22 protein-coding genes are annotated in these 23,952 nt (G+C 76.6%); 11 read left to right on the top strand and 11 right to left on the bottom strand.

Annotation, left to right across the window (positions count from 1 at the left end):
- Nucleotides 1-36: 36 nt before the first annotated feature.
- From ACZ4VL_RS30800 to ACZ4VL_RS30785, 4 genes are all read right to left on the bottom strand, one after another.
- Nucleotides 37-2,451, bottom strand: coding sequence for a glycoside hydrolase family 31 protein (locus ACZ4VL_RS30800; protein ID WP_468206422.1), 2,415 nt, complete (start codon nucleotides 2,449-2,451; stop codon nucleotides 37-39).
- A 193-nt stretch (nucleotides 2,452-2,644) separates the two neighbouring features.
- Nucleotides 2,645-2,833 carry a hypothetical protein gene (locus ACZ4VL_RS30795; protein ID WP_468206419.1) on the bottom strand — a complete coding sequence of 63 codons (189 nt, stop codon included), beginning with the start codon at nucleotides 2,831-2,833 and terminating at the stop codon, nucleotides 2,645-2,647.
- A 140-nt stretch (nucleotides 2,834-2,973) separates the two neighbouring features.
- Nucleotides 2,974-3,912: a winged helix-turn-helix domain-containing protein gene (locus ACZ4VL_RS30790; RefSeq protein WP_468206417.1), complete on the bottom strand. Its 939-nt coding sequence runs from the start codon at nucleotides 3,910-3,912 to the stop codon at nucleotides 2,974-2,976.
- Nucleotides 3,913-4,047: 135 nt separating this feature from the next.
- Nucleotides 4,048-5,643 carry an IucA/IucC family protein gene (locus ACZ4VL_RS30785; protein ID WP_468206414.1) on the bottom strand — a complete coding sequence of 532 codons (1,596 nt, stop codon included), beginning with the start codon at nucleotides 5,641-5,643 and terminating at the stop codon, nucleotides 4,048-4,050.
- 118 nt (nucleotides 5,644-5,761) lie between these two features.
- Between ACZ4VL_RS30785 and ACZ4VL_RS30780 the strand changes: the two genes are divergently transcribed.
- From ACZ4VL_RS30780 to ACZ4VL_RS30765, 4 genes are all read left to right on the top strand, one after another.
- Nucleotides 5,762-7,312 carry an IucA/IucC family protein gene (locus ACZ4VL_RS30780; RefSeq protein WP_468206472.1) on the top strand — a complete coding sequence of 517 codons (1,551 nt, stop codon included), beginning with the start codon at nucleotides 5,762-5,764 and terminating at the stop codon, nucleotides 7,310-7,312.
- A gap of 33 nt (nucleotides 7,313-7,345) precedes the next feature.
- Nucleotides 7,346-8,095: a class I SAM-dependent methyltransferase gene (locus ACZ4VL_RS30775; protein WP_468206411.1), complete on the top strand. Its 750-nt coding sequence runs from the start codon at nucleotides 7,346-7,348 to the stop codon at nucleotides 8,093-8,095.
- Between the two features lie 96 nt (nucleotides 8,096-8,191).
- Entirely contained in the window at nucleotides 8,192-9,832 is a 1,641-nt protein-coding gene (locus ACZ4VL_RS30770; protein WP_468206408.1) for an FAD-binding oxidoreductase, read from the top strand.
- A 21-nt stretch (nucleotides 9,833-9,853) separates the two neighbouring features.
- Nucleotides 9,854-10,786 (top strand): S1 family peptidase, encoded by a 933-nt coding sequence (locus tag ACZ4VL_RS30765; protein ID WP_468206405.1) that lies wholly within the window; start codon nucleotides 9,854-9,856, stop codon nucleotides 10,784-10,786.
- Here ACZ4VL_RS30765 and ACZ4VL_RS30760 read toward each other — a convergent pair.
- On the bottom strand, nucleotides 10,740-11,135 hold the full coding sequence (locus ACZ4VL_RS30760; protein WP_468206402.1) for a hypothetical protein: 396 nt from the start codon (nucleotides 11,133-11,135) through the stop codon (nucleotides 10,740-10,742). The genes ACZ4VL_RS30765 and ACZ4VL_RS30760 overlap by 47 nt on opposite strands.
- A 59-nt stretch (nucleotides 11,136-11,194) precedes the next feature.
- Complete coding sequence (locus ACZ4VL_RS30755; protein WP_468206470.1) at nucleotides 11,195-11,785, bottom strand: HXXEE domain-containing protein; 591 nt, start codon at nucleotides 11,783-11,785, stop codon at nucleotides 11,195-11,197.
- Nucleotides 11,786-11,965: 180 nt separating this feature from the next.
- On the opposite strand from ACZ4VL_RS30755, the gene ACZ4VL_RS30750 reads away from it, so the two are divergent.
- From ACZ4VL_RS30750 to ACZ4VL_RS30735, 4 genes are all read left to right on the top strand, one after another.
- On the top strand, nucleotides 11,966-13,462 hold the full coding sequence (locus tag ACZ4VL_RS30750; RefSeq protein ID WP_468206399.1) for a histidine kinase: 1,497 nt from the start codon (nucleotides 11,966-11,968) through the stop codon (nucleotides 13,460-13,462).
- Nucleotides 13,459-14,139, top strand: a complete 681-nt coding sequence (locus ACZ4VL_RS30745) for a response regulator (RefSeq protein ID WP_468206396.1) — start codon at nucleotides 13,459-13,461, stop codon at nucleotides 14,137-14,139. The genes ACZ4VL_RS30750 and ACZ4VL_RS30745 overlap by 4 nt, the downstream gene beginning before the upstream one ends.
- A 149-nt stretch (nucleotides 14,140-14,288) precedes the next feature.
- On the top strand, nucleotides 14,289-15,347 hold the full coding sequence (locus tag ACZ4VL_RS30740) for an alpha/beta hydrolase (RefSeq protein ID WP_468206394.1): 1,059 nt from the start codon (nucleotides 14,289-14,291) through the stop codon (nucleotides 15,345-15,347).
- Nucleotides 15,344-16,555 (top strand): acyltransferase family protein, encoded by a 1,212-nt coding sequence (locus ACZ4VL_RS30735; RefSeq protein ID WP_468206392.1) that lies wholly within the window; start codon nucleotides 15,344-15,346, stop codon nucleotides 16,553-16,555. Before ACZ4VL_RS30740 ends, ACZ4VL_RS30735 begins: the two co-directional genes overlap by 4 nt.
- A 76-nt stretch (nucleotides 16,556-16,631) precedes the next feature.
- On the opposite strand, the gene ACZ4VL_RS30730 is transcribed toward ACZ4VL_RS30735, so the two are convergent.
- Nucleotides 16,632-17,054, bottom strand: a complete 423-nt coding sequence (locus ACZ4VL_RS30730; RefSeq protein WP_468206390.1) for a DUF350 domain-containing protein — start codon at nucleotides 17,052-17,054, stop codon at nucleotides 16,632-16,634.
- A gap of 190 nt (nucleotides 17,055-17,244) precedes the next feature.
- Between ACZ4VL_RS30730 and ACZ4VL_RS30725 the strand changes: the two genes are divergently transcribed.
- The 3 genes from ACZ4VL_RS30725 to ACZ4VL_RS30715 all read left to right on the top strand — a co-directional run bounded on the left by ACZ4VL_RS30725 (nucleotide 17,245) and on the right by ACZ4VL_RS30715 (nucleotide 20,325).
- Nucleotides 17,245-19,158, top strand: coding sequence for an ABC transporter ATP-binding protein (locus ACZ4VL_RS30725; RefSeq protein WP_468206387.1), 1,914 nt, complete (start codon nucleotides 17,245-17,247; stop codon nucleotides 19,156-19,158).
- Between the two features lie 152 nt (nucleotides 19,159-19,310).
- Nucleotides 19,311-19,694 carry a VOC family protein gene (locus tag ACZ4VL_RS30720; protein WP_468206468.1) on the top strand — a complete coding sequence of 128 codons (384 nt, stop codon included), beginning with the start codon at nucleotides 19,311-19,313 and terminating at the stop codon, nucleotides 19,692-19,694.
- Between the two features lie 133 nt (nucleotides 19,695-19,827).
- A complete protein-coding gene (locus tag ACZ4VL_RS30715) occupies nucleotides 19,828-20,325 on the top strand; it encodes a gluconokinase (RefSeq protein WP_468206465.1) in 498 nt (165 codons plus the stop codon).
- Nucleotides 20,326-20,336: 11 nt separating this feature from the next.
- On the opposite strand, the gene ACZ4VL_RS30710 is transcribed toward ACZ4VL_RS30715, so the two are convergent.
- The 4 genes from ACZ4VL_RS30710 to ACZ4VL_RS30695 form a co-directional block, all read right to left on the bottom strand.
- Nucleotides 20,337-20,573, bottom strand: a complete 237-nt coding sequence (locus ACZ4VL_RS30710) for a hypothetical protein (protein WP_468206384.1) — start codon at nucleotides 20,571-20,573, stop codon at nucleotides 20,337-20,339.
- The gene (locus ACZ4VL_RS30705; RefSeq protein WP_468206381.1) at nucleotides 20,570-21,415 is read right to left on the bottom strand and encodes a hypothetical protein; all 846 of its coding nucleotides are present in this window, start codon (nucleotides 21,413-21,415) and stop codon (nucleotides 20,570-20,572) included. Before ACZ4VL_RS30705 ends, ACZ4VL_RS30710 begins: the two co-directional genes overlap by 4 nt.
- Nucleotides 21,416-21,481: 66 nt before the next feature.
- Complete coding sequence (locus ACZ4VL_RS30700) at nucleotides 21,482-22,687, bottom strand: cytochrome P450 (protein WP_468206379.1); 1,206 nt, start codon at nucleotides 22,685-22,687, stop codon at nucleotides 21,482-21,484.
- A gap of 268 nt (nucleotides 22,688-22,955) precedes the next feature.
- Nucleotides 22,956-23,744 (bottom strand): serine hydrolase domain-containing protein, encoded by a 789-nt coding sequence (locus ACZ4VL_RS30695; RefSeq protein WP_468206376.1) that lies wholly within the window; start codon nucleotides 23,742-23,744, stop codon nucleotides 22,956-22,958.
- Between the last annotated feature and the right edge of the window lie 208 nt (nucleotides 23,745-23,952).

Raw genomic sequence — 23,952 nt, 5'->3', positions numbered from 1 at the left:
GGACGCACGCTCCGGGTAGGCCGGGTCCGGCTCGGGTCAGGGCGCGGTCGGCAGGGCGGTAGCGACCGGGACCGGTTCGGCGGCGGGGACGGTGGTGCCGGTGGCGGTGACGGTGAACGCGCCCGACGTGGTGCCGGACTTCACCCACAGGATGCCGCCGCGGTCGGCGGGGTCGAAGAACCAGCCGGTGGCGGCCGCGTCGTAGGCGGCCTTGGAGCCCAGGCGGGCGAGGGCGGAGCCTCCGACGGCGACCCGGCCGGGGGCGGATGCCACGTGGAGGGTGAACTCGTAGCCGCGGGCGGTGGGCTTGCCCGCGTAGTCGCCGACGGGAGCACCCACGGAGACGGTGACCGTGCCGGATCCGGCCGCCGGGGCGGTGACGTCGACCTGCTGGCGGGCGTACGCGCCGGACAGGTGGGCGCGGGTGAGGCCGTCGTCCTCGTAGAGGCTGAACGTGGAGGCTCCGCGCGGGTGGATGTCGTAGGTGAGGGTGGAGACGGGCTTCTCGCCGGTGTGGTTCATCTGCGGCCACATCGGGACGATCGCGCCGCCCTTGACGAAGAGGGGCAGGGTGTCGAGGGGTGCCCGGTAGCCGTTCAGCCAACCCGGCCCGGCGTACGTCTTCCCCGTCCAGTAGTCCGTCCAGGTGCCGGCGGGCAGGTAGATGCCGTCGCGGACGGAGGTGTCGGAGACGACCGGGGCGACGAGGAAGGAGTCGCCGGCCATGAACTGGCCGCTGGTGAGGTTCCCGCGGGCCACCGGGTCGTTCGGGTACTCCAGGACCATGGCGCGGGTGCTGGGCACACCGGTCTCGTGGGCGGTGCGGCTCATCGTGTACAGGTACGGCATCAGCCGCATCTTCAGCTGGAGGTACGTGCGGTTGACGGAGCGGTAGGGCTCGGCGAAGCGCCAGGGCTGCTTGTCCTGGTAGCCGGCGGAGGGGTTGGCGGCGCCCCAGCCGGACATGGTCATGAAGGCCGGGGTGAACGCCTTCCACTGCAGGTCCCGGGTGTACGTCTGCGGGCTGCCGCCGAAGATGCCGTCGACGTCGCCCGCGGCGTAGTTGAGGCCGGAGAGACCGGCTCCGGCGATGGCGGGGACGTGCCAGCGCATGTCGTCCCAGGTGCCGTGGGTGTCCCCGGTCCACACGACGGCGTTGCGCTGGGTGCCGGCCCAGCCGTCGACCGTCCAGACGAAGCGGCGGGCGTCGGAGTTCTTCTCGATGCCGTCGACGGCCTGCTGCACGCCCTCGAAGGCGTACTGGTAGCCGCTGCCGATCCAGGCCACGTCGGTCTTCACGGCGCGGGAACCGGCCCCGGCGACCTCGTCGGCGATGCCCGCGAGACCGGTGGAGGTCCACAGGCCGGTCCGGAAGCCCCTGGCCCGCAGCGCGTCGACGGTCTGCTTCAGGGGGGCGGTGTAACCGCAGCCGTAGCCGTCGTTGGGCAGGAACCAGCCCGACGGCATGTCGGCGGCCCGGGCGTCGTCGGCGTACCCGACCACGTCGGGGGTGGTCTGGTGGCGGGGCCGGCCGTGGTCGCCCTGGTAGTCGGGGTCCGAGGCGTTGAAGCAGTCGGCGTTGCCGAGTTCCAGGCCCCACAGCGGGGCGAGGAACGGCTTGCCGCTCACGTCGGTGTAGCCGTCGAGCACGGATTTGAGGGAGTCGCCGGTGAAGTACCAGGCGTCGAACCGCTTCTCGTCGTGGGTGAGGGTGGTGGGGGCCCCGAAGCCGTACGAGCCCGGGGCCCAGGTGTTGCGCATGACGCCGTAGCCGTTGGTGGACATGTAGAAGGGGGCGGGGCTGGCGTTGGCGTTCTCGCGCCAGGTGTTGTCGACGGCGACCGGGACGGTCTTGCCGCGCAGCGCCCACTCCCCGAGCCGCAGGCCGGTGCCGTAGAACTGCTCGTCCGGGCCGCGGGTCAGGTACTGGGTGGTGCGCTTGCCGGTCCATGCGGTGGGCCGGCTCTCCTCCCAGACGAGGGTGGAGTCGTCGGTGCGGTAGACGGAGAACTTCAGGGGGGACTTGTTGACGCGGATGGTCAGGGCTCCGGTGGTGATCCGGTAGTGGGAGCCCGCGTCGCTCCAGCCGGCGCCGACCGGGCCGAAGTCGGTGGTGGTGGCGAGGGCGGAGCCGGCGGGGTCCTGGGTGAAGCCGCCGTCGGGCGAGAGCCAGAGCCGGAAGATGTCGGCGCGGGCGATGACCACGCGGGCCCTGGCTCCGCTGGACGCGGTGACGGTGAAGGTGTTGCCCGACCGGGAGAACGCGGTGACGTCGCCCGCCGTGGCCGCGGCGGAATCGGGGGCGGGGGTGGAGGCGGGCGCAGCGGAGGCGGGGAGGCTCAGCGGGCCGGCGGCCGCCAGCCCCGCCATGGCCAGCCCGCCGGTGGCCAACCCGGCCAGAAGGGCGCGCCGCCGCCTGCGCGCGCTCGTGCGGATGCCGAACAGTGTCATGGGGCAGCTCCTCGTGCGGTCCGTGTCACGGACACACCGCTTTGGCATGCGCCTGGCAACATAGCGATCCGTGGAGATCACTTGGAGGAAGCTGCTCGAACTGGCCGATAAACGAGCAGCTTCGAGCACGCCCGCGGCCGAGATGCCGTCGCCGGCGGTGCCCGCGTCCACGCGCCCGCGGGGCTGCGCGTCCTCAGGCGGGGCGGCCGCCGGACGGCCCGGGCGGGGTGACCGTCAGGGTGGGAGGGGTAGCGGTGGCGTGGTGGTGGCCGCACGGGGCGAAGTGCAGGACCACGGGCCGGCCGGGGCGTTGGCGCCAGGAGATGCGTTCCGGCACCTGCACGCACACGGGGCAGCGCGGCAGGGGGTGCGGATCGCGCATGGTGGCTCCCGGGAGCGGCGGTCGTGGTCCTGGCACTGTGCCACGGACCGGCCGCGGGCGCACGGGCGGCCCCGCACCGGGATCCGGGAGGGTCGGGGGCGCGGGCTGCGGGCGGGCCCGCGCGGTCCGCGCCCCCGTCGTCAGCTGACGCGGAACCCGCCGGCGCGGTCCCGGTGGAAGGTCAGCCGGTCCCAGGTGGGGAAGGCGAGGTCGGTGACGGCGAGCAGCCGGCCGGCGCCGTCGTGCAGCGTGCGGCGTACGGTCAGGCCGCAGTCGGGTGCGGCCGACCCGGGGTGGCTGCTGCGGGTCATGGTGAGGGTCTCGGCGACGCGGCCGTGCTCGGCGGCCCGGTCCAGCCAGCGGTGCAGGGGGCCGAGGTCCTCGTCACGGACCGTCGGGGGGTCGCGGTAGGCGGCCAGTTCGGGGGTGCGCGCCAGGGCGTGCGGGCAGAGGTAGGTCACGGCGTGCTGGAGGGTCTGCCCCGCCGGGCCGCGCTCGCGGCGGTGGTGCACCAGCGTGCGCTCACCGTTCCGCACGCCGAGGAGGGCGGCGAGCGGGGGCGGCACGGCCACCCTGACGAGCCAGTCCTGGACGACCACCGCCGCCGGCGCCCCCACCGCAGCAGGACCGGCCGGGGGCGCGGGAGCGGGCCCGACCTCCGCCACACCCCCGGGCCCGAGCTCCGGCCCGACGGTGACCGAACCGCCCGCCCTCCCGGACCGGACCTCCGGCCCGGCCGCCGGATCCACGGCGCGTCCCGCGTACCCGTAGGCGCCGTGAGCCCCGTCGGGCCCGTCGACCCCGTACCGCACGGACGGGGCGGGGCTCGGGGGTCGCGCGGGGAGCGCCGACCTCGTGCCGCGGCGTTCCGTGACGACGAGGCCGTCCTCCCGCAGGTGCTGCAGCGCGGCCCGGACCGTCTGGCGGTTGACCCGGTAGCGCGCGGCCAGGGTGCGCTCCGAGGGGAGTCGGCCGTCGGGGCCGTGCACGGCGGCTCGGAGCTCCTGCCGCAGCGCTGCGGCGATCCGCTGGTACTTGGGGACGGCGGCCGGGCCGCCGTCCCGCGAAGGGGAGGGCATGGCTTCTCCTCTGACGGATGGTCAAGGAATGCGCGGACTGCCCACCCAACGTAGCATTGGTCTATACCTCTCGTGGGGGTGGAAGCGGGTCCGCGGACCACCTTGGCCGGAACCCGCCGCCACCGCCCCGACCCCCTACCGCAGCGGGTTCGGCAGCGGGATGTAGCGGGCGTCCGCGCCGTCCGCGCGGGTCCAGCGCAGCAGCAGGTTCGTCTTGGCCGGCAGGGCGGGGGCCGCGAGCAGCTCCGCCACCTCGGGCAGGCCCCGTTCGGCGTCGTAGCGCAGGAACTCCTCCCGCACCGCCGGCCACACCAGGCCCGCCACCCCCGGGTGGGCCTCGGCGAGGGCGCCGGCCACCTCCGCGAGGTGGTTGACGACCAGGCAGTAGACCAGCCGCTGCCAGGCGGCCGCCCGGTCGGGCTCCGGCAGCAGTTTCACCCCCTCCGCGTCGCGGAAGAGGGCCTGCACCGGCATCCCCCGGCCGTCGAACGCGACCAGGGTGTTCTGCAGGTGGGCCTCCAGCACGGCCCCGTGCCGGGCGAACAGTTCCAGCGCGGGCGGCACGACCTGGCGCAGGTACGCCCGCCACCACCCGCCCGGGTCGTCGGTGCGGGCGAGCGGGCTGTCCGCGTACCCCTCGGCGAGCGCGGCGGCGAGCACCGGCACCGCCCCGGGCACCACGTGGGCGCGCAGCCCGTCGCGGACCAGCACCGCGAGCTCCTCGAAGGCGAAGGCCGCCGTGCGGTAGCCGCGGTCGGCGAGCCAGGCCGCGGTCGATCCGCCGTCCTCCCGCAGCGCGGCGAAGCCGGCCTCGACGGCCGCGTCCGTGCGGCGCAGCTTCAGCAGGTCGTGCCGCCACAGCCGGCGCACGTCGTTGGTGATCCGGACGTCGAGGCTGAACTTCACGAAGAGGTCGCCCGCGGAACCGACCACGGACCCGCCCGAAGGGTCCCCCGCGCAGTCGCCGGCGTGCCCGCCGGCGGGCACGTACAGGGTCCGGACCGACGCGGTCGGCCAGGCCTGCCGCCGCCCGCGGCCCAGGTGCAGCAGCCGCCCGTCGGCGAAGGCGGCCCGCACCGCGGTGGAGCCTTCGAGCAGCTCCAGCTGCCACGGGTGGGCGGGCAGCAGCCGGTACCCGGCGGGCGGGCGGGGCCCCTCCTGCAGGTCGGCCAGGGCGTCGATCGCCTCGGCCGCGGCCGGCCCGCCCTCCTCCACCACCTGGTCCTCGCGCAGCCCGAGGAAGACCAGCGGGAAGCGGGCGTGGGCCTCCGGCGCGTACGGCAGCCAGCTGGCGGCGGGGGCCCCGCCCCGGGCCTTGGGGGCGGGGTGGTACGGGTGGCCCGTGACGAGGGACTGCTCGGACAGGACGTACGGGTCCTCGGGCGGTACGGCGACGGCCCGGGCGGCGAGCAGGGCGGCGAGGGCCGCGCGGCTGTCGGCCATCTCGACCGGGAGCTCGTCGTTCGGGGCGCCCGTGTACCGGTGCAGCTCGTCGGCGACCAGCTTCACCAGTTCGGTGTGGCTGAGCGGGCGCCAGCCGTCGGTCGTGCCCAGTTCGGGGTGTGCGGGCCGGCGGCCGGGGCGCACCCGCAGCAGGCGTCCGCTGCCGCGCAGCCGGTGGACGCCTCCGCCTTCGGGGTCGGCCGCTTCCCGCAGCAGGCAGTTGAGCAGGGGAGCGGCGGCGCGTGCGTCGGCGGCGGCGTTGAGGTCCACGGATTCCATTCGGTCCATCCCATGCGCCGGGGGTCCGCTGGGCGGACCACCGGCCGTGATCATCAGTATCCGCGATGATGACGCGATCACCACAACCATCCGCGTGAGCGAGAGGAACAGGGCCCTGCACCCCAGCATGAACCTCCCCGACTCCCCGGCCGAAGAGGCCGTATCCGCCGAACTGGCCGACGTACGCCCTGCCCTCGGCGCCCCGTACGAGTCCGCGCTCGGCGGCGCGCGGGCCGCGGTGCTGACCCGGCTGTGGCGGGCGCTGGCGTACGAGCCGCTGCCGTGGGTGGTGCGCCGCGAGCGGGGCTCCGGCGGACCGGCCGTCCTGCTGTCCGACGGCAGGCGGCTGGAGGGCCCGCCGCCGGACCCGTACGCCACCGGCGGGCACGTGACCGAGCTGCTCCTCGACGGCACCCCGTTCCGGCAGGCCGGACGACTGATGGCGGCCCTGCGGGTGCCGCACGGGGACGCGTTCGCCGCCGAGCTCGACGGCAGCACCGCCTCGCTGGCCCTGTCGCGGGCGGGGCAGCCCCCGGCCGGCGAGCCGGACCCGGAGACCGCCTGGGAGTGGGAGCAGCGGGTGGTCGACGGGCACCCGTACCACCCGAACTGCCGCTCCCGCCCCGGGTTCTCCGTGGCCGAGCAGCTGGCGTACGCACCCGAGCACCGGCCGGTGGTCCGGCTGGGGCTGGTGGCCGTACGGGCTGAGGAATGCCTGGTCACGGGCGCCTGGCCGGCGGAACTGCGGGAGGAGGGCCGGATCCTGCTGCCCGTACACCCCTGGCAGGCCGAGCATGTCCTGAAGCAGACGGGCCTGGGACCCGACGCCCTGCGTCCCGGCGGGGCGGCGCACCCGCTGATGGCGCTGCGCACGCTCAGCCCGGCGGCTGGCGGTGCGCACGTCAAGACGGCGCTGAGCACCCGCCTGACCTCCTCGGTACGGGACATCTCGGGCTATTCGGTCGAGACGGCGGCCGTGGTGTCCGCCTTCGCGCAGGCACTGGCCGAGCGGCTGGACGGGCGGCTGCACTTCACCCGCACCCTGGGTGCCGCATCGGCGCACAGCCCGGACCTGGCCGCGGTGCTGCGCGAGCCGCCGGAGGCGTACGCGGACCCGGCGGCGGGCGAGCGGGTGGTGCCGGTGGCGGCGCTGGCCGGGGCGCCGTTCGCCCGCTCGACGGCCTGGCAGGCCGCGTTCGCCCGGCTGGCGCTCTCCGTGTGCCTGCGGGTGCTGGACCTCGGGGTGGCGCTGGAGGCCCACGGGCAGAACCTCCTCGTGGTCCTGTCCGCCGACGGCACCCCGCTGCGGCTGGTCTACCGGGACCTGGCCGACGTCCGGATCAGCCCGGCCCGCCTCGCCCGGCACGGCCTGCGGGTACCGCCGGTGGCGGGCCGGCTGGTCACCGACGACGTGACCGCCCTGCGGCGCAAGCTGTTCGGCTCCCTGCTGGCCGGGGCCCTCGGGGCCACGGCGGGCTCGGCGGCGGCCTTCGCGGAGGTCCTCGGGCGGGCGGTGGACGGGCTGGCGCCCACCGCCGACACGGACGCGCTGCTGGGCGCTCCGCTGCCGACCAAGGCGCTGACGCTGATGCGGCTGAGCCCGGGGATCCCGGGCGACCAGTGGACCGGCCTCGTCAACCCGCTTTCCGGGGGTGCGCCGGGCGTCGCGGGGTGGTGAACCATTCCGGTCACCGCACTAGTCTCCGGGGGCATGAGCGAGACCTCGTACCTGAGCTCCGTACGGGCGTCCTACGACGCCGTCGCCGTCGACTACGCCCGGCTGCTCGGGTCGGAGCTGGACGGCAGACCGCTCGACCGGGCCATGCTGACGGCCTTCGCCGAGTGCGTGCGGGGCGAGGGCGGCGGCGGGGCGGGCGGCCGGGTGGTCGCCGACCTGGGCTGTGGTCCGGGCCGGATAACGGCCCGTCTGGACGCGCTCGGCCTGCGGGCCTTCGGGGTGGACCTGTCGCCGGCGATGGTGGCGGTGGCCCGGCGGACCTATCCGGGCCTGCGGTTCGAGGTGGGCTCGATGGGCGCGCTGGACGTCGCGGACGGAGTGCTCGGCGGGATCCTGTCCTGGTACTCGACCGTGCACACCCCGCCGGCCGGGCTGCCGCCGCTGTTCGGGGAGTTCGCCCGGGTGCTGGCGCCGGGCGGCCACCTGCTGATCGCGTTCAAGGCGGGCGATCGGCGGATCCGCCTGGAGCAGGCGTACGGGCACCGGGTCGACCTGGACGTGTACTGGACCCCGCCCGACCTGATCGCCGGACGGCTCGCCGACGCCGGGCTCGCCGAGGTGGGCCGCCTGGTCCGGCAGCCCGGCCCCGGCGAGTCGGGCCCGCAGGGCTTCCTGCTGGCCCGCCGGGCCGGCGGCGAGCAGCCGTCGGCCCTGGAGGCGGAACCGTCGGCCCGGGGGGCGGGACCCGGGATCACCCGGCAGGGGGCCGCTGCGGGGCACTGACGGCCCGCCGGACGGCCGTCGGCCGTTCGGGGGGCAGCGCGGCGGCGGCGGGCCCGCCTGCACGGCGATCGGCGCGGGCGATGGCAGGAAGGAGGAATGACCCTCCACCGACGCCAGCTCCTGGCCGGCGTACCCCTGGCCGTCCTCGCCGCCGTCGGGTCGGCCGCCGGGCCCGCCGCCGGCTCGGCTGCCCGGCGCGGCAGCGGATCCGCCGCCGCGCCGGGCGCCGGGGCGGGCGCCGCGTCGGGTGCCGGATCTGCCGCCGGGCCGGCCGCGGGGAGGCGGGCGCCCGCCCGGGGACCCGACTACGGGGCGCTCGCCCGCGGCCTCGACGGGCGGCTCGTCCTGCCGGCCGACCCCGACTACCCGCAGGCCCGGCAGCTGTTCCAGCCGCGCTACGACACCGTCGCCCCGGCGGCCGTGGCCTATCCGGCGCACGCCGGGGACGTCGCCGCCTGCCTGGACTTCGCCCGCCGCTCGGCGGTGCCGGTCGTGCCGCGCTCCGGCGGCCACAGCTACGCCGGCTGGTCGACCCGCGCCGACGGGCTCGTCGTCGACGTCAGCGCCATGGACGCGGTGGCCGTGTCCGGGGCGGGGGTGCGGATCGGCGCGGGCGCCCGCCTCGGCGAGGTCAACCGGACCCTGGCCGCACTCGGCCGCGGCATCCCGACCGGCCTGTGCCCCACCGTGGGGATCGCCGGCCTCACCCTCGGCGGCGGGCTGGGCCTGGCCTCCCGGGCGTACGGAGCCACCTGCGACCGCCTCACCGGCGCCACCGCGGTCACCCCGGACGGGGTCGTCCGGGAGGTCGACGCCACCCGGGACCCGGACCTCTTCTGGGCCCTGCGCGGCGGCGGGGGCGGCAACTTCGCCGTGGTCACCGAACTCCGCTTCGCCACCCACCCGGCCTCCGACTGCGCCTACGCCGAACTCCACTGGTCCGCCGCGGACGCCGACTGCGCGGCCGTGCTCCGCGGCTGGCAGCGCTGGCTGGCCGACCTGCCCGAACCGTTCTGGAGCCAGGTGGAGTTCCTCCTCCCGGCCGGTCCCCCGCCCCCGCCCGCCGTCCGCGTGCTCTGCCTCGACGGACGCGCCGAGCTGGACCGGCAGCTGACCCGGCTGGCCGACCTGGTCGGCAGCCCGCCCCGGGACTCCTGGACCGTCGTCCGCGGCTACGAGGAGACCCTGCGCGCCATGTCCGGCTGCCTGGAGCGGACCGCCGCCCAGTGCCGACTGCCCGGCACGCTGCCCGGCCGCGGCCCCGAGGGCGGGGTCGACCGCGACTCGTACGGCGCCCGCTCGGACTTCTGGCCCGCCGCCGGCCTCCCGGACGGCGCCGTGGCCGCGGTCCTGGCCCGGGTGCGCCGGTACGCGCAGGACGTGCCCGCCGGCGGACTGGGCGTCGTGCAGTTCACCGGGGACTGCGGCGGCGCCGTGAACCGGCCGGCGCCCGCCGACACCGCGTTCGTGCACCGCGACAGCGCCTTCCTCACCCAGTACCTGGCCTACTGGCCGGCCGCCGCCACGCCCGCCGAGACCGTCCGGCACCTGGCCTGGCTCGACGGGCTCTGGCAGGACCTGCGCCCGTGGGCGGGCGGGCGCGCGTACCAGAACTACACCGATCCGAAGCTGCCCGACTGGCGCACGGCCTACTACGGGCCGAACCTCGCCCGCCTCGAAGAGGTGCGGCGCGCCCACGACCCGGGGCGGCTGTTCCGTTTCCCCCAGGCCGTCTAGCGGAGCCCCGAGGAGCCCGACATGCGACGACTGTTGACGGTGGCGGCGATGGCGGCCGCCCTGCTGCTGCCGAGCGGGCCGCTGCCCGTGGCCGAGGCGGGCAGCGGCCCACCCCCGGTGACCGGCCGGTGGTCCGCCCGGGAGGCGGAGGCCTTCTGGACGGCCGACCGGATGGCGTCCGCCGCCCCGGTCAACGCGGGCGGGCCCGACGGGTCGGCCGCGGCCGCCGACCCGGGCACCGGCACGGACTTCGACGGGATCCCGGTCGTCGGCCGCATGTTCGTCATGAAGGACGGCGGCGCCTACTTCTGCACCGCCAGCGTGGTCTCCTCCCCCGGCCGCAACCTGGTGCTCAGCGCGGCGCACTGCCTGCTGGGCACGGACGCCCGGCAGGTGGCGTTCGTCCCGCTGTACACGGCGGAGAACCCGCAGCCGTACGGCATGTTCCCGGTGCTGCGGGACGCGCAGGGGCGGTCGAAGGTGTGGATCGACCCCCGCTACAAGAGCCTCGGGGCGGACCGGGCGGCCACCCTCGACGTGGCGTTCGCACAGGTCGGCCCGGATGCCGACGGGTACCCGGTCGAGGAGGTGGTCGGCGGGAACCGGCTGGCCACCGGCGCCGGTTACGCCCACCCGCAGGTGACGCTGATCGGCTACCCGGCGTCCGCGGCACGGCCGCGGCTGTGCGTGAACCGCACGACCAAGTTCACCAGCACCGATCCGGGCATCCCCGGGTCGTTCCTGCGCATCGACTGCACCGGCTACCCGGGCGGCACGAGCGGCGGCCCCTTCCTGACCCACTACGACAAGGTGTCCGAGACGGGGGACGTGGTCGGGGTCATCGGCGGCTGGAAGACCGGCGGCGACACCGCCGACACCTCGTACAGCTCCTACTTCGGAGCCGACGTCAGGAAGCTCTACCAGAAGGCTGTCGCCGAGGCAACGGTGGGCTGACCACCCGCACCCAGCGGGTCCGCCGCGGGTTTCCCACGCTGCGGGGCGTCGCCGGGACCGCCTCGGCGTTCGGCCGGTCGACGGGCGCGAGGGCGAACTGGTGGCGCAGGTCGGCGAGGGCGGCGTGGACCGGCGCCAGGATGACCTCGGCCCGCGGGTGGAGGTGCGCCAACGCGTGGGCGGTGGTCTCGATGGTGTCGGCGGCGTCCTCGGCCGCCGTACGGCTCCACCCGCCGGGCCGGACGGCGCTCCAGGGGGCGACGGCGTCGTAGAGGTGACAGGCGGCGTCGGCCGCGGCGTCGGCCCGCTCGCCGACGCCCGGGGCCGCGATGGTCGGCAACTGCTCCATGCCGGGTCAACGAGCGGGACGCGCGCGGGGAACGAGCCGGCCGCCCGGACGGGCCCGGGTCAGGCGTCCGACCGGGTACGGCTCCGGATCCGGCGGGCGGCGGCCTGCGCACCGCCCGCGATGGCGGCGGCCAGCGCCAGCCCGAGCGCCGCATCGCGGGGCCGGGTCGGCCGCAACACCCCGGCGCGCCGCAGCCGGCCGCGCGCCCAGACGGTGAACGGGACCACGAGCAGCGGCGAGGTGACCACGCCGGGGGTGTAGCCGCGGGTGCCGGCGGCCTGGGCGACGTGGACCAGGCCGTGCAGGCCGAAGGCGTTGAGGGAGGCCTGGTAGAAGGCGGAGCGCCCACCGGTGCGGTACCCGTCGGCGGCGGCCGCGCCGACCACGACGGCCGCGACGGCGACCGCGGTGGCGAACTCCCGCCCGTCCACCGACCCGAGGCGGTCCCACACCCGGTCCGGCACCCGGGGGTGGCGTGCCCGCAGGACGGGGACCCGGTCGCGGGACCAGCGCCCCATGGTCGCGATCTCCTCCGTGTCGTGCACGGCCCAGGCGGCCAGCAGGCCCAGCGTGGCGGCGGCGGTGACACCGGCCGGACCGGCGGCCGGACCGGCGGCCGGACCGGCGGCCGGACCGGCGGCCGGTGACATGGGTGTGACGGTGGTTCCGGGTGCGCTCATGGGCCACAGTCTGCAAGATCGGCCGCCGCGGCAGGAGCGGTATTCGGCCGAACTCCCCTTTACCGGAGGCCCGGTGCCGGGCCGGGTCGGCCGCGGTCCCGCCTCCCGGCCGGGCCGGTGCGCCGCCGCGGCGCATACGCTGGGCGGACCATGAGCGATCGCGACGAGCCCCGCAGCCGTTCCCGGTTCCGCCGGCGCCCCCGTTCCCCCGAGCCCGCGCCGGCCGCCCGCGCCGCCGCGGCCCCGCCCTGGGACGGCGTTTCGGGGCCCGGCGAGGATGCGGCCGGGCCCGCCCCGGCGACGGCCCCTGTACCCGCCCCGGCCGCCGCCGCGCGGGGCGCGCGGGCGGCGCGGCTCGGCCGGCTGCTGCGCTCCCCCGCCCGGCCCGGGGAACCCCTGTTCGCGCAGGCACCGAAGGCCTGGCAGAGGCTGCTGCCCTTCGCCGTGGCCGCGGTGTCCGTGGCGTCCCTCCTGCCGGTCACGGTCGTGGTGCTGACCGACGCCTACGGGGCCGGCGGCGGCTGGGCGGGGGCGCTGGGCGTGGCCCAGACGCTGCCGCTGCTGCTGGCCGTGACCCGGCCGGTGCGTGCCTGGGCGGTCGTCCTGGCCGCCGACACGGTGGGGGCGCTGATGGTGCTGGGGTCCGAGGGCCTGGCGGGACTCGCCTGGCCGTGGACGCCGATGGGCATCGTCGGCTACCTGCTGGTGATGGTGTGCCTGGGGCTGCGCGAGCCGGTCAGGACGCTGATCGGGGTGTGGCTGGCGACGGGTGCGGTCGGGGTGGTGCTGGGGTTCTTCCACCCGGCGGGGACGACGAACACCATCGCCCTCCTGTTCGTCCTGAGCGGGGCCCTGCTCGCGGTGACGGGATCCCTGCGCGGACTCGGCGACGCCCAGCAGCGGGTGGCCGAGCAGGAGAGCATCAGCGAGGCGGAGCGGGCCCGGCGCACGCTGCTGGAGGAACGGGCGCGGATCGCCCGGGAGTTGCACGACGTCGTGGCCCACCACATGTCGGTGATCACGGTCCAGGCGGATTCCGCGCCGTACCGGCTGCCGGGCATGGCGGAGCCGGTGCGCGAGGAGTTCGCGGCGATCGCGGCGAGCGCGCGGGAGTCGCTGGGCGAGATGCGGCGGCTGCTGACCGTGCTGCGCAGCGACCGGGCGAACGGGTCGGGCGCAGCGCCCGGGACCGACGGCGGCCCGGGCGGCGGGAGCGGAGCCGAGCGGGCCCCGCAGCCCGGCATCGGCCGTATCCAGCAACTGGTCGAGGCGACGGTACGGGCCGGGCAGCCGGTGGAGTTGTCGCTGGCCGCCGGGGCGGACGGGGCGGCGCCGCCGGCCGTGGACCTGTCGGCGTACCGGATCGTGCAGGAGGCCCTCGCCAACGTGGTGCGGCACGCGCCCGGGGCGCGGGCCCGCGTCTCGGTGACGTACGACGCGCAGGAGGTCCTCGTCCTCGTCGTCAACGGGCCGGGCCCGGACGGCGCGGCGGTACTGGAGACGGCGGGCACCGGGCACGGTCTGGTGGGGATGCGCGAGCGCGTACGGTTGACGGGCGGGACGCTGGACACCGGCCCGCTGCCCGACGGCGGCTTCCGGGTCGCCGCCCGTCTGTCCCTGAACGGACCGAGCGAGGAAGCCAGTTGACCATCCGAGTGATCGTCGTCGACGACCAGGCCATGGTGCGCGCCGGGTTCGCCGCGCTGCTGTCGGCGCAGGCCGACATCGATGTGGTGGGCGAAGCCCCCGACGGGCGGCAGGGGGTGGCCCTGGCCCGGTCGGTGCACCCCGACGTGGTCCTGATGGACGTGCGCATGCCGGAGCTGGACGGGCTGAGCGCGGCCCGGGAGATCCTCGACCCGCCGCCCGGGGTGGTGCACCGGCCGAAAGTGCTGATGCTGACCACCTTCGACATCGACGACTACGTGTACGAGGCGCTGCGCGCCGGCGCGTCCGGGTTCCTGCTGAAGGACGCACCGCCGGCCGACCTGATCTCGGCGGTCCGGGTCGTCGCGTCGGGCGAGGCGCTGCTGGCGCCCTCGGTGACGCGGCGGCTGATCGCGGACTTCGTGCAGCGGCGGCCGGCCCCGCGCCGGGATCCGGCGCTCCGGCTGAACGGGCTGACCCCGCGGGAGAGCGAGGTGCTGGAGCTGATCGCGCGGGGGTTGTCGAACCAGGAGATCGCCGGGCACCTGGTGGTGGCCGAGCAGACGGTGAAGACGCACATCGGGCGGGTGCTGGCCAAGCTGGACCTCCGCGACCGGGCGCAGGCCGTGATCTTCGCGTACGAGGCGGGAGTGGTGCGGCCCGGCGACGGCGGCTGACCCCCCTCCTCCCCTGCCTCACCAGCCCGGCCTGATCTCCTCCACCACCCCCTACCGGGGTATGACATCCGGCTTGGCTCCCCGGTCCGACGTGCCGGCGGACACCTCCTTCTTACCTTCCTCGGCGTCACGAGGAGAGGAGAAGGGGAATGCGCCGCTTCGGAAGGACCCTGGCCACCGCCGCGCTGGCGGTGGCCGTGGTCGCGGGGACCGCCGGCTGGACCGCCGGTTGGGCCGCCGGGGACAGTGTGCAGGCGGCGGTCACCGGCCCACCGCCGGGCGCGTCCGCGTGGCGGGCCGACAGTGCGTCCGGGCGGCCGCTGCCCGATCCGGCGACGGCGTCAGCGTACGAGGTGGCCCGCTTCTTCGCCGGGCTGGACGAGGCCGGGGGGCGCGCACTGGTCCGGCGCCACCCGCTGGTGGTCGGCAACCTGGACGGCGCCCCCGTCGCCCTGCGGTACGAGGCGAACCGTCTGGCGGTCGCGGCCTCGGGGCAGGCCCGCTTCGCCTCGCTCGCCGCGCCCGGGCGGCAGGTCCTCGCCTTCGACCCGCGCGGGCGGGGGCAGGTCACCGAGGTGTTCGGGGACCTGGAGCGGGCCGCGCACGTCGCGGTGGTGGTACCGGGGTCGGACAACGACGCCGCCTCGTACGACGCCGGCCGCGCCCCGCACACCGGCCCGGCCGGGATGGCCCGTTCGCTGCACGCCGCGGCCGGCGCGGAGACCGCCGTGGTGGCGTGGACCGGCTACACGACGCCCGTCGGGATCGGTCTGGACGCGGCCACCGGCCGGCTCGCGGAGGCGGGGGCGGTCCGGCTGGCGCGGTTCACCGCGGGGCTCGACGCGGTCGGGGCGCCCGATCCGGTGCTGTTCGGGCACAGTTACGGGTCGGTGGTGTGCGGGCTCGCGGCCCGGCACACGGACGCCTCCGACATCGTCGTGTTCGGCTCCCCCGGCCTGCGTGCCGAGACCGCCGCCGGCCTGGGGACCAGGGCCCGGGTGTGGGCGGCGCGGGGGCCGTCGGACTGGATCGCGGACGTGCCGAACGTGGCGTTCGCCGGGCTGGGCCACGGCGTCGACCCGACCTCGCGCGCCTTCGGTGCCCGTACCGTGCCGGCCTCCGACGTCCGGGGCCACACCGGGTACTTCGTGCCCGGCACCCGGTCGTTGGCGGCGTTCGCCGCGATCGCGAAGGGTGGGGCGCAGTGAGCGCCGCGACGGCGCTGCGGCGGGCGGCCGACCGCATCGAACGGCGGACGCCCGCCCACCGGGACCGGGCGGTCGACGGGCTGCGGGCCCTCGCGCTGCTGGCCGTGCCGACCGGGCACTGGCTGCTCGGCGGGTTCACCCTGGACGCCGACGGCGGCCTGCACAACGCGAGCCCGCTCTCCGCGCTCCCGGCGCTGGCGCCGGCCAGCTGGGTGCTGCAGATGCTCGGCATCTTCTTCCTGGTCGGCGGCTACGCCTCGGTGCTGTCGTACCGCCGGCGCGAGGGGTCCACCGGGGCCTGGCTGCGGGGCCGGTTCGCCCGGCTAGGGCGGCCGGTGCTCGGGGTCACCGCGGCGTGGGCGCTGGCCGCGCCGCTGCTGTACGCGGCCGGGGTGCCGGAGGTGACGCTGCGGACGGCGGCGACGCTGGTGATCCAGCCGCTGTGGTTCGTCGGGGTGTACCTGGTGGTGACCGCGCTGACCCCGTACTGCGTACGGGCCGCCCGACGGCTCGGCGGATGGGCGGCGGCCCCGCTGCTCGTCTCGGTCGCGGTGGTGGACTTCCTGCGGTACGGGCCGTTCGCCGGATCCGTGCCGGGCTGGGTGGCGGTGTTGAACGTCCTGCCGGGCTGGCTGTTCGCCTACCAGCTGGGGGTGTCGTGGGGCGAGGGGCGGATCGGTCGGCGCGGGGCCCGGCTGCTGCTGGTGGGCGGGGGCCTGCTGTTCGCCGTGCTGCTCGTGGTGTTCCACTACCCGGCGTCGATGGTCGGCGTACCGGGTGCGGCGCGGACCAACTCGCACCCGCCGTCGCTGCTGGTGCTGGCGTTGGCCGCGGCGCAGTCGGGGGCGGCGATGCTGCTGCGGGACCGGCTGGCGCGGCTGCTGGCGCGGCCGGCGCTGTGGGCGCCGGTGGTGGTGGTCAACCTGTGTGCGATGACGATCCTGTGCTGGCACCAGACGGCGATGCTGGCGGCGGCGGTGCCCGGTTCGTTCGTGGGCGGGGTGGCGGGTCTGACGACGGCTCCGGACGGCCCGGCCTGGATCGTGGCGCGGCTGGCGTGGCTGCCGGTGTTCGCGGTGCTGCTGGTGGGGATCGCCCGGTACGCGCGGCGGTTCGAGGAGCCGTGGGCGGGGGCGACCGCGGCCCGGCGGGCGGCCGCCGGGCTGCTGGCGGCGGGGTACGCGGTGTTCGCGCTGGGCCTGGCCTGAACCCGGACCCGCGGGTACGACGAGAGCGCCGCTCCCTTCCGGGTGCGGCGCTCTCGTGTCGGCTGCGGAGGGTCGGTCAGGCGATGGAGGCCGCGACGATGGCGGCCACGGCCAGGTTGCAGCAGGCCGTCACCCAGACCGCCGGGTGCGGCTCCGGGTCGACCACGATGGCGCCGAGCTTGCCCGGGGTCACCCAGTCCAGCACGAGGAAGGCCACGGCCATCAGGACCAGGCCGAGGATGCCGAAGGCCGCCGTGGACAGCAGGCCCTTGCCGAAGTCGTCGTAGGTGGTCCAGATCGAGGTGAACACGATCCCGCCGATGCCGAGGAGGGCCGAGCTGAGCGTGAGGGCCGCGTTGCGGTTGCGCTCCTCCCATATCTGCTTCGGGAGCTTCCCGGGCGTCAGCACGTCCACCAGGACGATCCCGAGGATCAGCAGGACCAGGCCCAGGGCGCCGTAGGCGCTGGTACGGCCAAGTCCGTTGATGATGTCGCTCATTGTGAAGCCTGTCTTCGCGGGGGTGGAAGGGAACCGGTGGGAGGGCCCGGGAGTGGCCGAATCTATCGCACCGACCGGCACCGGACCATGGGTAGGTCAGGAACGGGTAAAGACACGGCGCGGGCGGTGGAGTTCACGGCGGGACCCGACTATTGACCTCAACAATGGTCGAGGTTCTAGCGTGCTCCTCATGGACATGGAAGTCACCGCCTGGACCTCACTGCGCAGCGCCATCGACGCCCGCCAGGACCGCCGCCCCGTCTCCCGGGCGAGCCTGCGCCGGATCGCCGCCTTCGCCCGCCCGCACCGCCGCGGGCTGACCTTGTTCCTCCTCCTCAGCGTCGTGACGGCGCTGCTCGCGGTCGCCACGCCGGTCCTCGCCAGCCGGGTCGTCACCGCGATCGTCGACGGTCGGGAGTCCTCCACCGTCGCCCGGCTCGCCCTGCTCATCGCGGTGATCGCGGTCGCGGAGGCCGGTCTCGGGCTGCTGACCCGCAAGCTCTCGGCCACCCTCGGCGAGGGGCTGATCCTGGACCTGCGGACGGCGGTCTTCGACCACGTCCAGCGGATGCCGGTCGCCTTCTTCACCCGGACGCGGACCGGTGCCCTGGTCAGCCGGCTCAACAACGATGTCATCGGCGCCCAGCGGGCGTTCAGCAACACCCTGTCCGGGGTGGTCGCCAACACCGTGACCCTGCTGCTGACCCTGGCGGTCATGCTGGGCATCTCCTGGCAGATCACCCTGCTCGCTCTGGTGCTCCTGCCCGTCTTCGTGGTCCCGGCCCGCCGGATGGGGGTGCGGATGGCCGCGCTCCAGCGGGAGGCGTCCGCCCTCAACGCCGCCATGGGCACCCAGATGACCGAGCGGTTCTCCGCGCCCGGCGCCACCCTGGTCAAGCTGTTCGGACGGCCGGCCGACGAGTCCGCGGAGTTCGCGGCCCGGGCGGGCCGGGTGCGCGACATCGGCATCCGTACGGCGATGGCGCAGTCGGCGTTCATCACCGCGCTCACCCTGGTCTCGGCCCTCGCCCTCGCGCTGGTCTACGGGCTCGGCGGGTACTACGCGCTGCGCGGCACCCTCGACGCCGGGAGCGTCGTCGCCCTGGCCCTGCTGCTCACCCGGCTGTACGCCCCGCTGACGGCGCTGGCCGGCGCCCGCGTCGAGGTGATGAGCGCCCTCGTGAGCTTCGAGCGGGTCTTCGAGGTCCTCGACCTGGAGCCGCTCGTCGCGCAGAAGCCGGACGCCCGCCGGGTCCCGGACGGGCCGGTCTCCGTCGAGTTCGACCGGGTCTCCTTCGGCTACCCCTCCCCCGACAAGGTCTCGCTCGCCTCCCTGGAGGAGGTCGCGACCCTCGACGCCCGCGGCGGCACGCAGGTGCTGCACGAGGTGTCGTTCCGTGCCGAACCCGGCCGGATGATCGCCCTCGTGGGCTCCTCCGGCGCCGGGAAGTCCACCATCGCCCAGCTGCTGCCCCGCCTGTACGACGCGGACGCGGGCTCCGTGCGTCTCGGCGGGATCGACGTACGGGACCTCAGCGCCGAATCGATCCGCGAGACCCTCGGCATGGTCACCCAGGACGGGCACCTCTTCCACGAGTCGGTACGCGCCAACCTGCTGCTGGCCCGGCCCGGGGCGACCGAGGAGGAACTGTGGGGAGCGCTGCGCCGCGCGCGGCTGGACGGGCTCGTCGCCTCGCTCCCGGACGGGCTGGACACGGTGGTCGGCGAGCGCGGGTACCGGCTGTCGGGCGGGGAGCGGCAGCGGTTGACCATCGCCCGGCTGCTGCTGGCCCGGCAGCGGGTGGTGATCCTGGACGAGGCCACCGCGCACCTGGACTCCACCTCCGAGGCGGCCGTGCAGGAGGCGCTGGGCGAGGCCCTGGCGGGCCGGACCGCGGTGGTGATCGCGCACCGGCTGTCGACCGTGCAGGCGGCCGACGAGATCCTGGTGGTCGAGGACGGCCGGATCGTGGAACGCGGTACGCACACCGGGCTGCTGGTCGCGGGCGGCCGGTACGAGGAGCTGTACCGGACCCAGTTCGCGCCGGCCGGGGATGCGCCGGCCGGGGATGCGCCGGCCGGGACGGCGCCGGCCGGTGCCTGAAGCGGGGGCCCGCCCGGGCCGGCCGTCCGCGCGCGCCGGGCGGCGGGGGCCGGCCGGCGGCCGCATGATGCGGGAAGGCCCCGCGTCGAGAACCACCGAAGAGCACCGAGCAGGCACCGAGCAGGTATCGAGCAGGCACCGTGGAGCAGCAGATGGACATCAAGCTGGAGCTGGTCGCCGTCCCCGTCAGCGACGTCGACCGGGCCAAGGCCTTCTACGAGCAGGTCGGCTTCCACGCCGACCACGACGTCACCGTCAGCGAGGAGATCCGCTTCGTGCAGCTGACGCCGCCCGGGTCGGCCTGCTCGATCGCCCTGGGCAAGGGACTCACCGGGATGGCCCCGGGATCGCTGGACAACCTCCAGGTGGTCGTCACGGACATCGAGGAGGCGTACGCGGACCTCAGGGGGCGGGGCGTGGAGGTGAGCGAGATCGAGGACCTGCCCTGGGGCTCGTTCGTCCGCTTCCGCGACCCCGACGGCAACGGCTGGGCCGTGCAGCAGACCACCCCGCGCACGGCGGCGCCCGGCCGGTGAGCGGCCGGTGGCCCCTTATGGCTTAATCGGCGTCAGGAGCGGCGGCGTACGGGGCCGCTGGCGACGAGGGACGGCGAGGTGGCGGGCGGTGGCAGGCCAGGACGGCGACGGCCGGCGCGTGGTGCTGGTGGTCATGGGCGTGACCGGCACGGGCAAGACGACCGTGGGCCGGCTGCTCGCGGGCGCCCTCGGCGTCCCGTACACGGAGGGCGACGACCTCCACCCGCCGGCCAACGTCGCCAAGATGTCCGCGGGCGTCCCGCTCGACGACGAGGACCGCCGGCCCTGGCTGGACGCCATCGGCGACCTGCTCCGCCGGCTCCCCGCCGGCCGGGGCGCGGTGGTGTCCTGCTCGGCGCTCAAGCGGGCCTACCGCGACCGGCTGCGCGCCGCCGCGCCCGACGCGGTGTTCGTCCACCTCACCGGCGACCGCACGCTGATCGGGCGGCGGATGGCGGCGCGGACGGGGCACTTCATGCCCGCCGTCCTGCTGGATTCGCAGTTCGCCGTGCTGGAGCCGCTCCAGGCGGACGAGACGGGCGTCGCCGTCGACATCGCCGGCAGCCCGGAGGAGACCGCCGGGCGGGCCCTCGCAGCCCTGTCCGCGCTGCCCGCCCCGCACCACCCCTGAGCCGCGGTTCCTCACCGGCCCTGGAGCCGGGCCACGGCGAGGGCGAGACCGCTCGCGGCGGTCGCGCAGCGCTCGGCCAGCGCCTCGACCTCGGCCCGGAAGGCGTCGGCGTGCGGGCTGTCCTGCCGTTCGAGTTCCCCGGCGGCCGCGGCCAGCCGGTCGGCGTGGGCGCGCAGGGCCGCGCAGTGGGTCCGCAGTCCCTCGACCGGGTCCGGCCGGGCCGGCCGCAGCCGCGGTGCCGCCTTCACCGGGCCCGCCAGGGCTGGACGAGCAGGAGGCCGCCGGTACCGAGGAGTCCCATGGTGTGGACGCAGCCGCGGTGTCCGGCGGGTGGCGGTGGGGCGGGGGCGGACTCCGGGTCCCGGCCCGCCGCCCTGCGCCCGGATCCGCGGCCCGGGGCGCGTCCGCGGGCGCCGTCGCGGTGCAGGAAGGCCCGGACGGCGGCGCCGAGACCGAGGAGCGGTTCGGCGGTGGCGGCCCGGCCGGTGGCCACCTGCCAGCCGGCGTGGTCGTTGAACGGGTTCGCGTCGGTCAGGGCGCGCCAGGCGAACACGTCGGCGAAGGCCGGGGCCAGCACGGTGAAGGCGTGTTCGGGGCCCTGCTCGCGCACCGCGCGGCGGAACACGCGGGCGGCGACGGCCTGCCGGTCCTCGTCCACGGCCCGCAGCAGCGCCGCCCCGTCCGGATCGGCCAGCAGTTCGGGGCGGTCCAGGCCGGTCGCCCGGATGCGGGCCTTCAGCCCGCAGACGGCAAGGCTGACGGCGAGGCTCTCGCGGCCGGTGAGGATCCCGGCGAGCCAGCCGGCCCGCGCCATGCCCCGGCCGCGCGGGGCCCAGCCCAGGCCCGCCGGGTCGGTGAGGGTGCGCAGCAGGGCGCGTCGGGCGAGCCGGCTCCGGCGGCTGCGGTGGCCGGGATGGTCGGGGGTGCTGCCGGGGGCTGCGGCCGGGAAGCGGGGACCGAGGGCCAGTTCGGAGGCGTAGCGGGCGGCCTCCGCGACGGCGTCGGCCGCCTCGGCGAGTTCGCGGGACACGGCGCCCAGCAGATCGGCGTCCGGGTCGGTGGACACGGAGGAGGTCGCGGCGTCGGACATGGGGATCCTCGCGGGATGAGGTGTCGGGGGAGGGTGGAGCGGCGGTGCGCCGTCGGCGACGGTGCGTCAGCGGCGGGTGAGGGTCAGCCGGATGGTGCGCGGGTCGAGGACGGCGGGCAGCGGGCCCGGCGGGTCCAGTACCGGCCGTACGCCCGCGATCCGGCAGTGGCGCAGCACCTCGGCGCACAGTGCGGTGGCCACGAGCAGTCCCAGCCGGCTGCCCGGGCAGCGACCGGGGCCGTGGCCGAACGGGGACATCCGGACGTCGTCGTCCGCGCCGGGCGTTTTCCAGCGTCCCGGGACGAAGACGTGCGCGGCGGGCACGTGTGCGGGATCGCGCTGGAGGAAGTGGACGGGCAGCAGCACGCGGGTGCCGGCCGGATGCCGCACCCCGCGCCACTCGGTCTCGGTCCGGGTGACCCGGACCAGGTCGGGCACCGCCGGGTACAGCCGTAGGGACTCCCGGACGCAGGCGTCGAGCCGGGTGAGGCCCTCGGGCAAGGGGGACGCGGCGGCCTCCGCGGCCGCCGCCTCCTGTTCGGCGGGATGCGCGCCGAGCAGGAGCAGGGTGCGCAGGACGGTCGCGGGGACGGTGTCCACGGCCCGCAGCCAGGAGTGGAGGGAGCCCGTCGGGTCGGCGTGCGGGGCGGTGCGCCCGGCCGGGGCGTGTCCGTCGGCGGGGACGCCGCGCTCCGCCCGGCCCCGGCGGCGCAGCAGGCCGAGCAGGCCCGCGGAGCCGCGTTCCCCCGTCCCCGGCCCGGGCCCGGCGACGGGGACGGGTACGGCGCCGTGGTCGGCGAGCGCGATCCGCCGGGCGGCGCGGGCCACGACCTGTCGGACGCGGACCAGTTCGAGGGTGGTGGCCGCGGTCAGCTGCCGGGCCTCCTCGGCGATCACGGCGTGCAGCGCCTCGCCCGTGAGCAGCGCGGGTTCCGTGCGGGTGCGGCCCGCGCCGGCCGGGGCGCCCGCGCCGCCGACCGGTTCGGCGTAGAACTGGCGCAGTTCGCGGGGGTCCAGCAGGACGAGCACGGTGCCGGACACGCCGCGTACGGGGACGGGCGCCCCGCCGTGGCGGGCCCGTAGCTGCCGCAGGGTCTGCGCGGAGAACGCCGGGCGGGCGCCGGGAACGCCGCGGACGAAGAAGGGGATCGCCCGGGTGGCGGCGAACCGTACGGAGTCGGCGCGCCCGGCCCGTTCCGCCGGGCCGCGCCTGCCCCGCGTGACGGCCGCCCGGGTCGGCCCGCCGGGGGCGGCGTAGTGGAGCATGCGCATCCGGTACCTCCGCACAGCCGGGAACCAGCGGTCGGTGACATCGAGCTCACCGTACGTCGATCTTGGAGGGGCCGCGCTCCGAGCACCGCCGGGCCGCGGCCGGGCGGGCGCGTCCGTACGGGCGGGCCGGGGCCGGGGCGGCGGGCGGCCGCGCCCGGCGGGCACAGCCGTCCGGGCGACGCGGGCGCGACGGCGGTCCGGGTGCGGCGCTACGGCAGCTTGGAGGCTGCTGCGGCGGTACGGCGGCCGGGACGACGGCGGCGGGCGCTCAGGGGCCGGGCGGGGGCGCGAACACCGCCTCGCGGAACGCGCGGCGCAGGGGCCCGCGGGGGTCGGCCGGCAGCAGGACGGCCCAGCGGTGGTCGCGGGGCCGGACCCAGACGGCGGCGGTGCCGCCGTGGGTCCAGGTGTCGTGGGCGGCGGGGTGCCACAGGAGGCCGCGGGGAGGCGTGAGTTCGCCGGTCCGGATGCGCAGGGACTCGGCCGTCCAGGCGCGCGGGACGGGGTGGTCCGCCGGTGACAGGAGGTGGCCGAGGAAGCGGGCGAGGTCCGGCAGGGGGGCGTACAGGGTGTCGTCGGCGAAGCGGGTGCCGGCCATGCCGAGGGGGTGCCAGATGCGGGCCGCGGCGAGTTCGGGGAGCGGGCTGCCGCCGAGGTGCTCGGCGAGTCGGGTGAGCGCGGCGGCCGCGGCGGGGCCGGCTCGGCCACCCGCGCGGGTGAGGAGGTGGTGGGTGGTGGTGCCGGCGGGGGTGCCGGCGGCGGCCGCGGCCCCGTAGGCGGTCAGCGGGGTGTGCAGGTGCAGGGCCTCTTCGGCGACGAGGCTGCCGATCACCGGCCACAGGGCGAGGACGGCGGTGAGTGCGCCGACGTCGTGCCCGGGGGCGTCGTACCCGGTTCCGCCGTGCCCGGGGCCCGTCCCGGGGGCGTCCGAGCGGGCCAGGATCCCGTCCGGTCCGCCGACCGCCCAGACGGCTTCCGGGTCGGCGGCCTCCAGCACCCGCCGGATCCGGTCCGCCGCGTCGCCGCACCCGGTTCGGTCGTCGCTGAGGAGCGTCATGGTGCCCCACGCTAGCGACCGGCGGGGCGCCCGCCCGGCCGCGCCGCAGCGGGGCCGCCGCCGGCCACCCGAATGCACCGCGACGGCGGGAGGGGGGGGGGGGGCGGGGGGGCCCGCCCCCAGGTTGGCGGGGGGGGGGGGGGGCCCCCCCGTGGCATAGGGGTTTCCCGGCGTCTGGCCTGCTTGGTTTCGGTGTGGTGGTGCTTCC

Source organism: Streptomyces sp. NPDC029014 (assembly GCF_055564695.1).
This window is presented reverse-complemented; position numbering and strand designations above follow the sequence as displayed.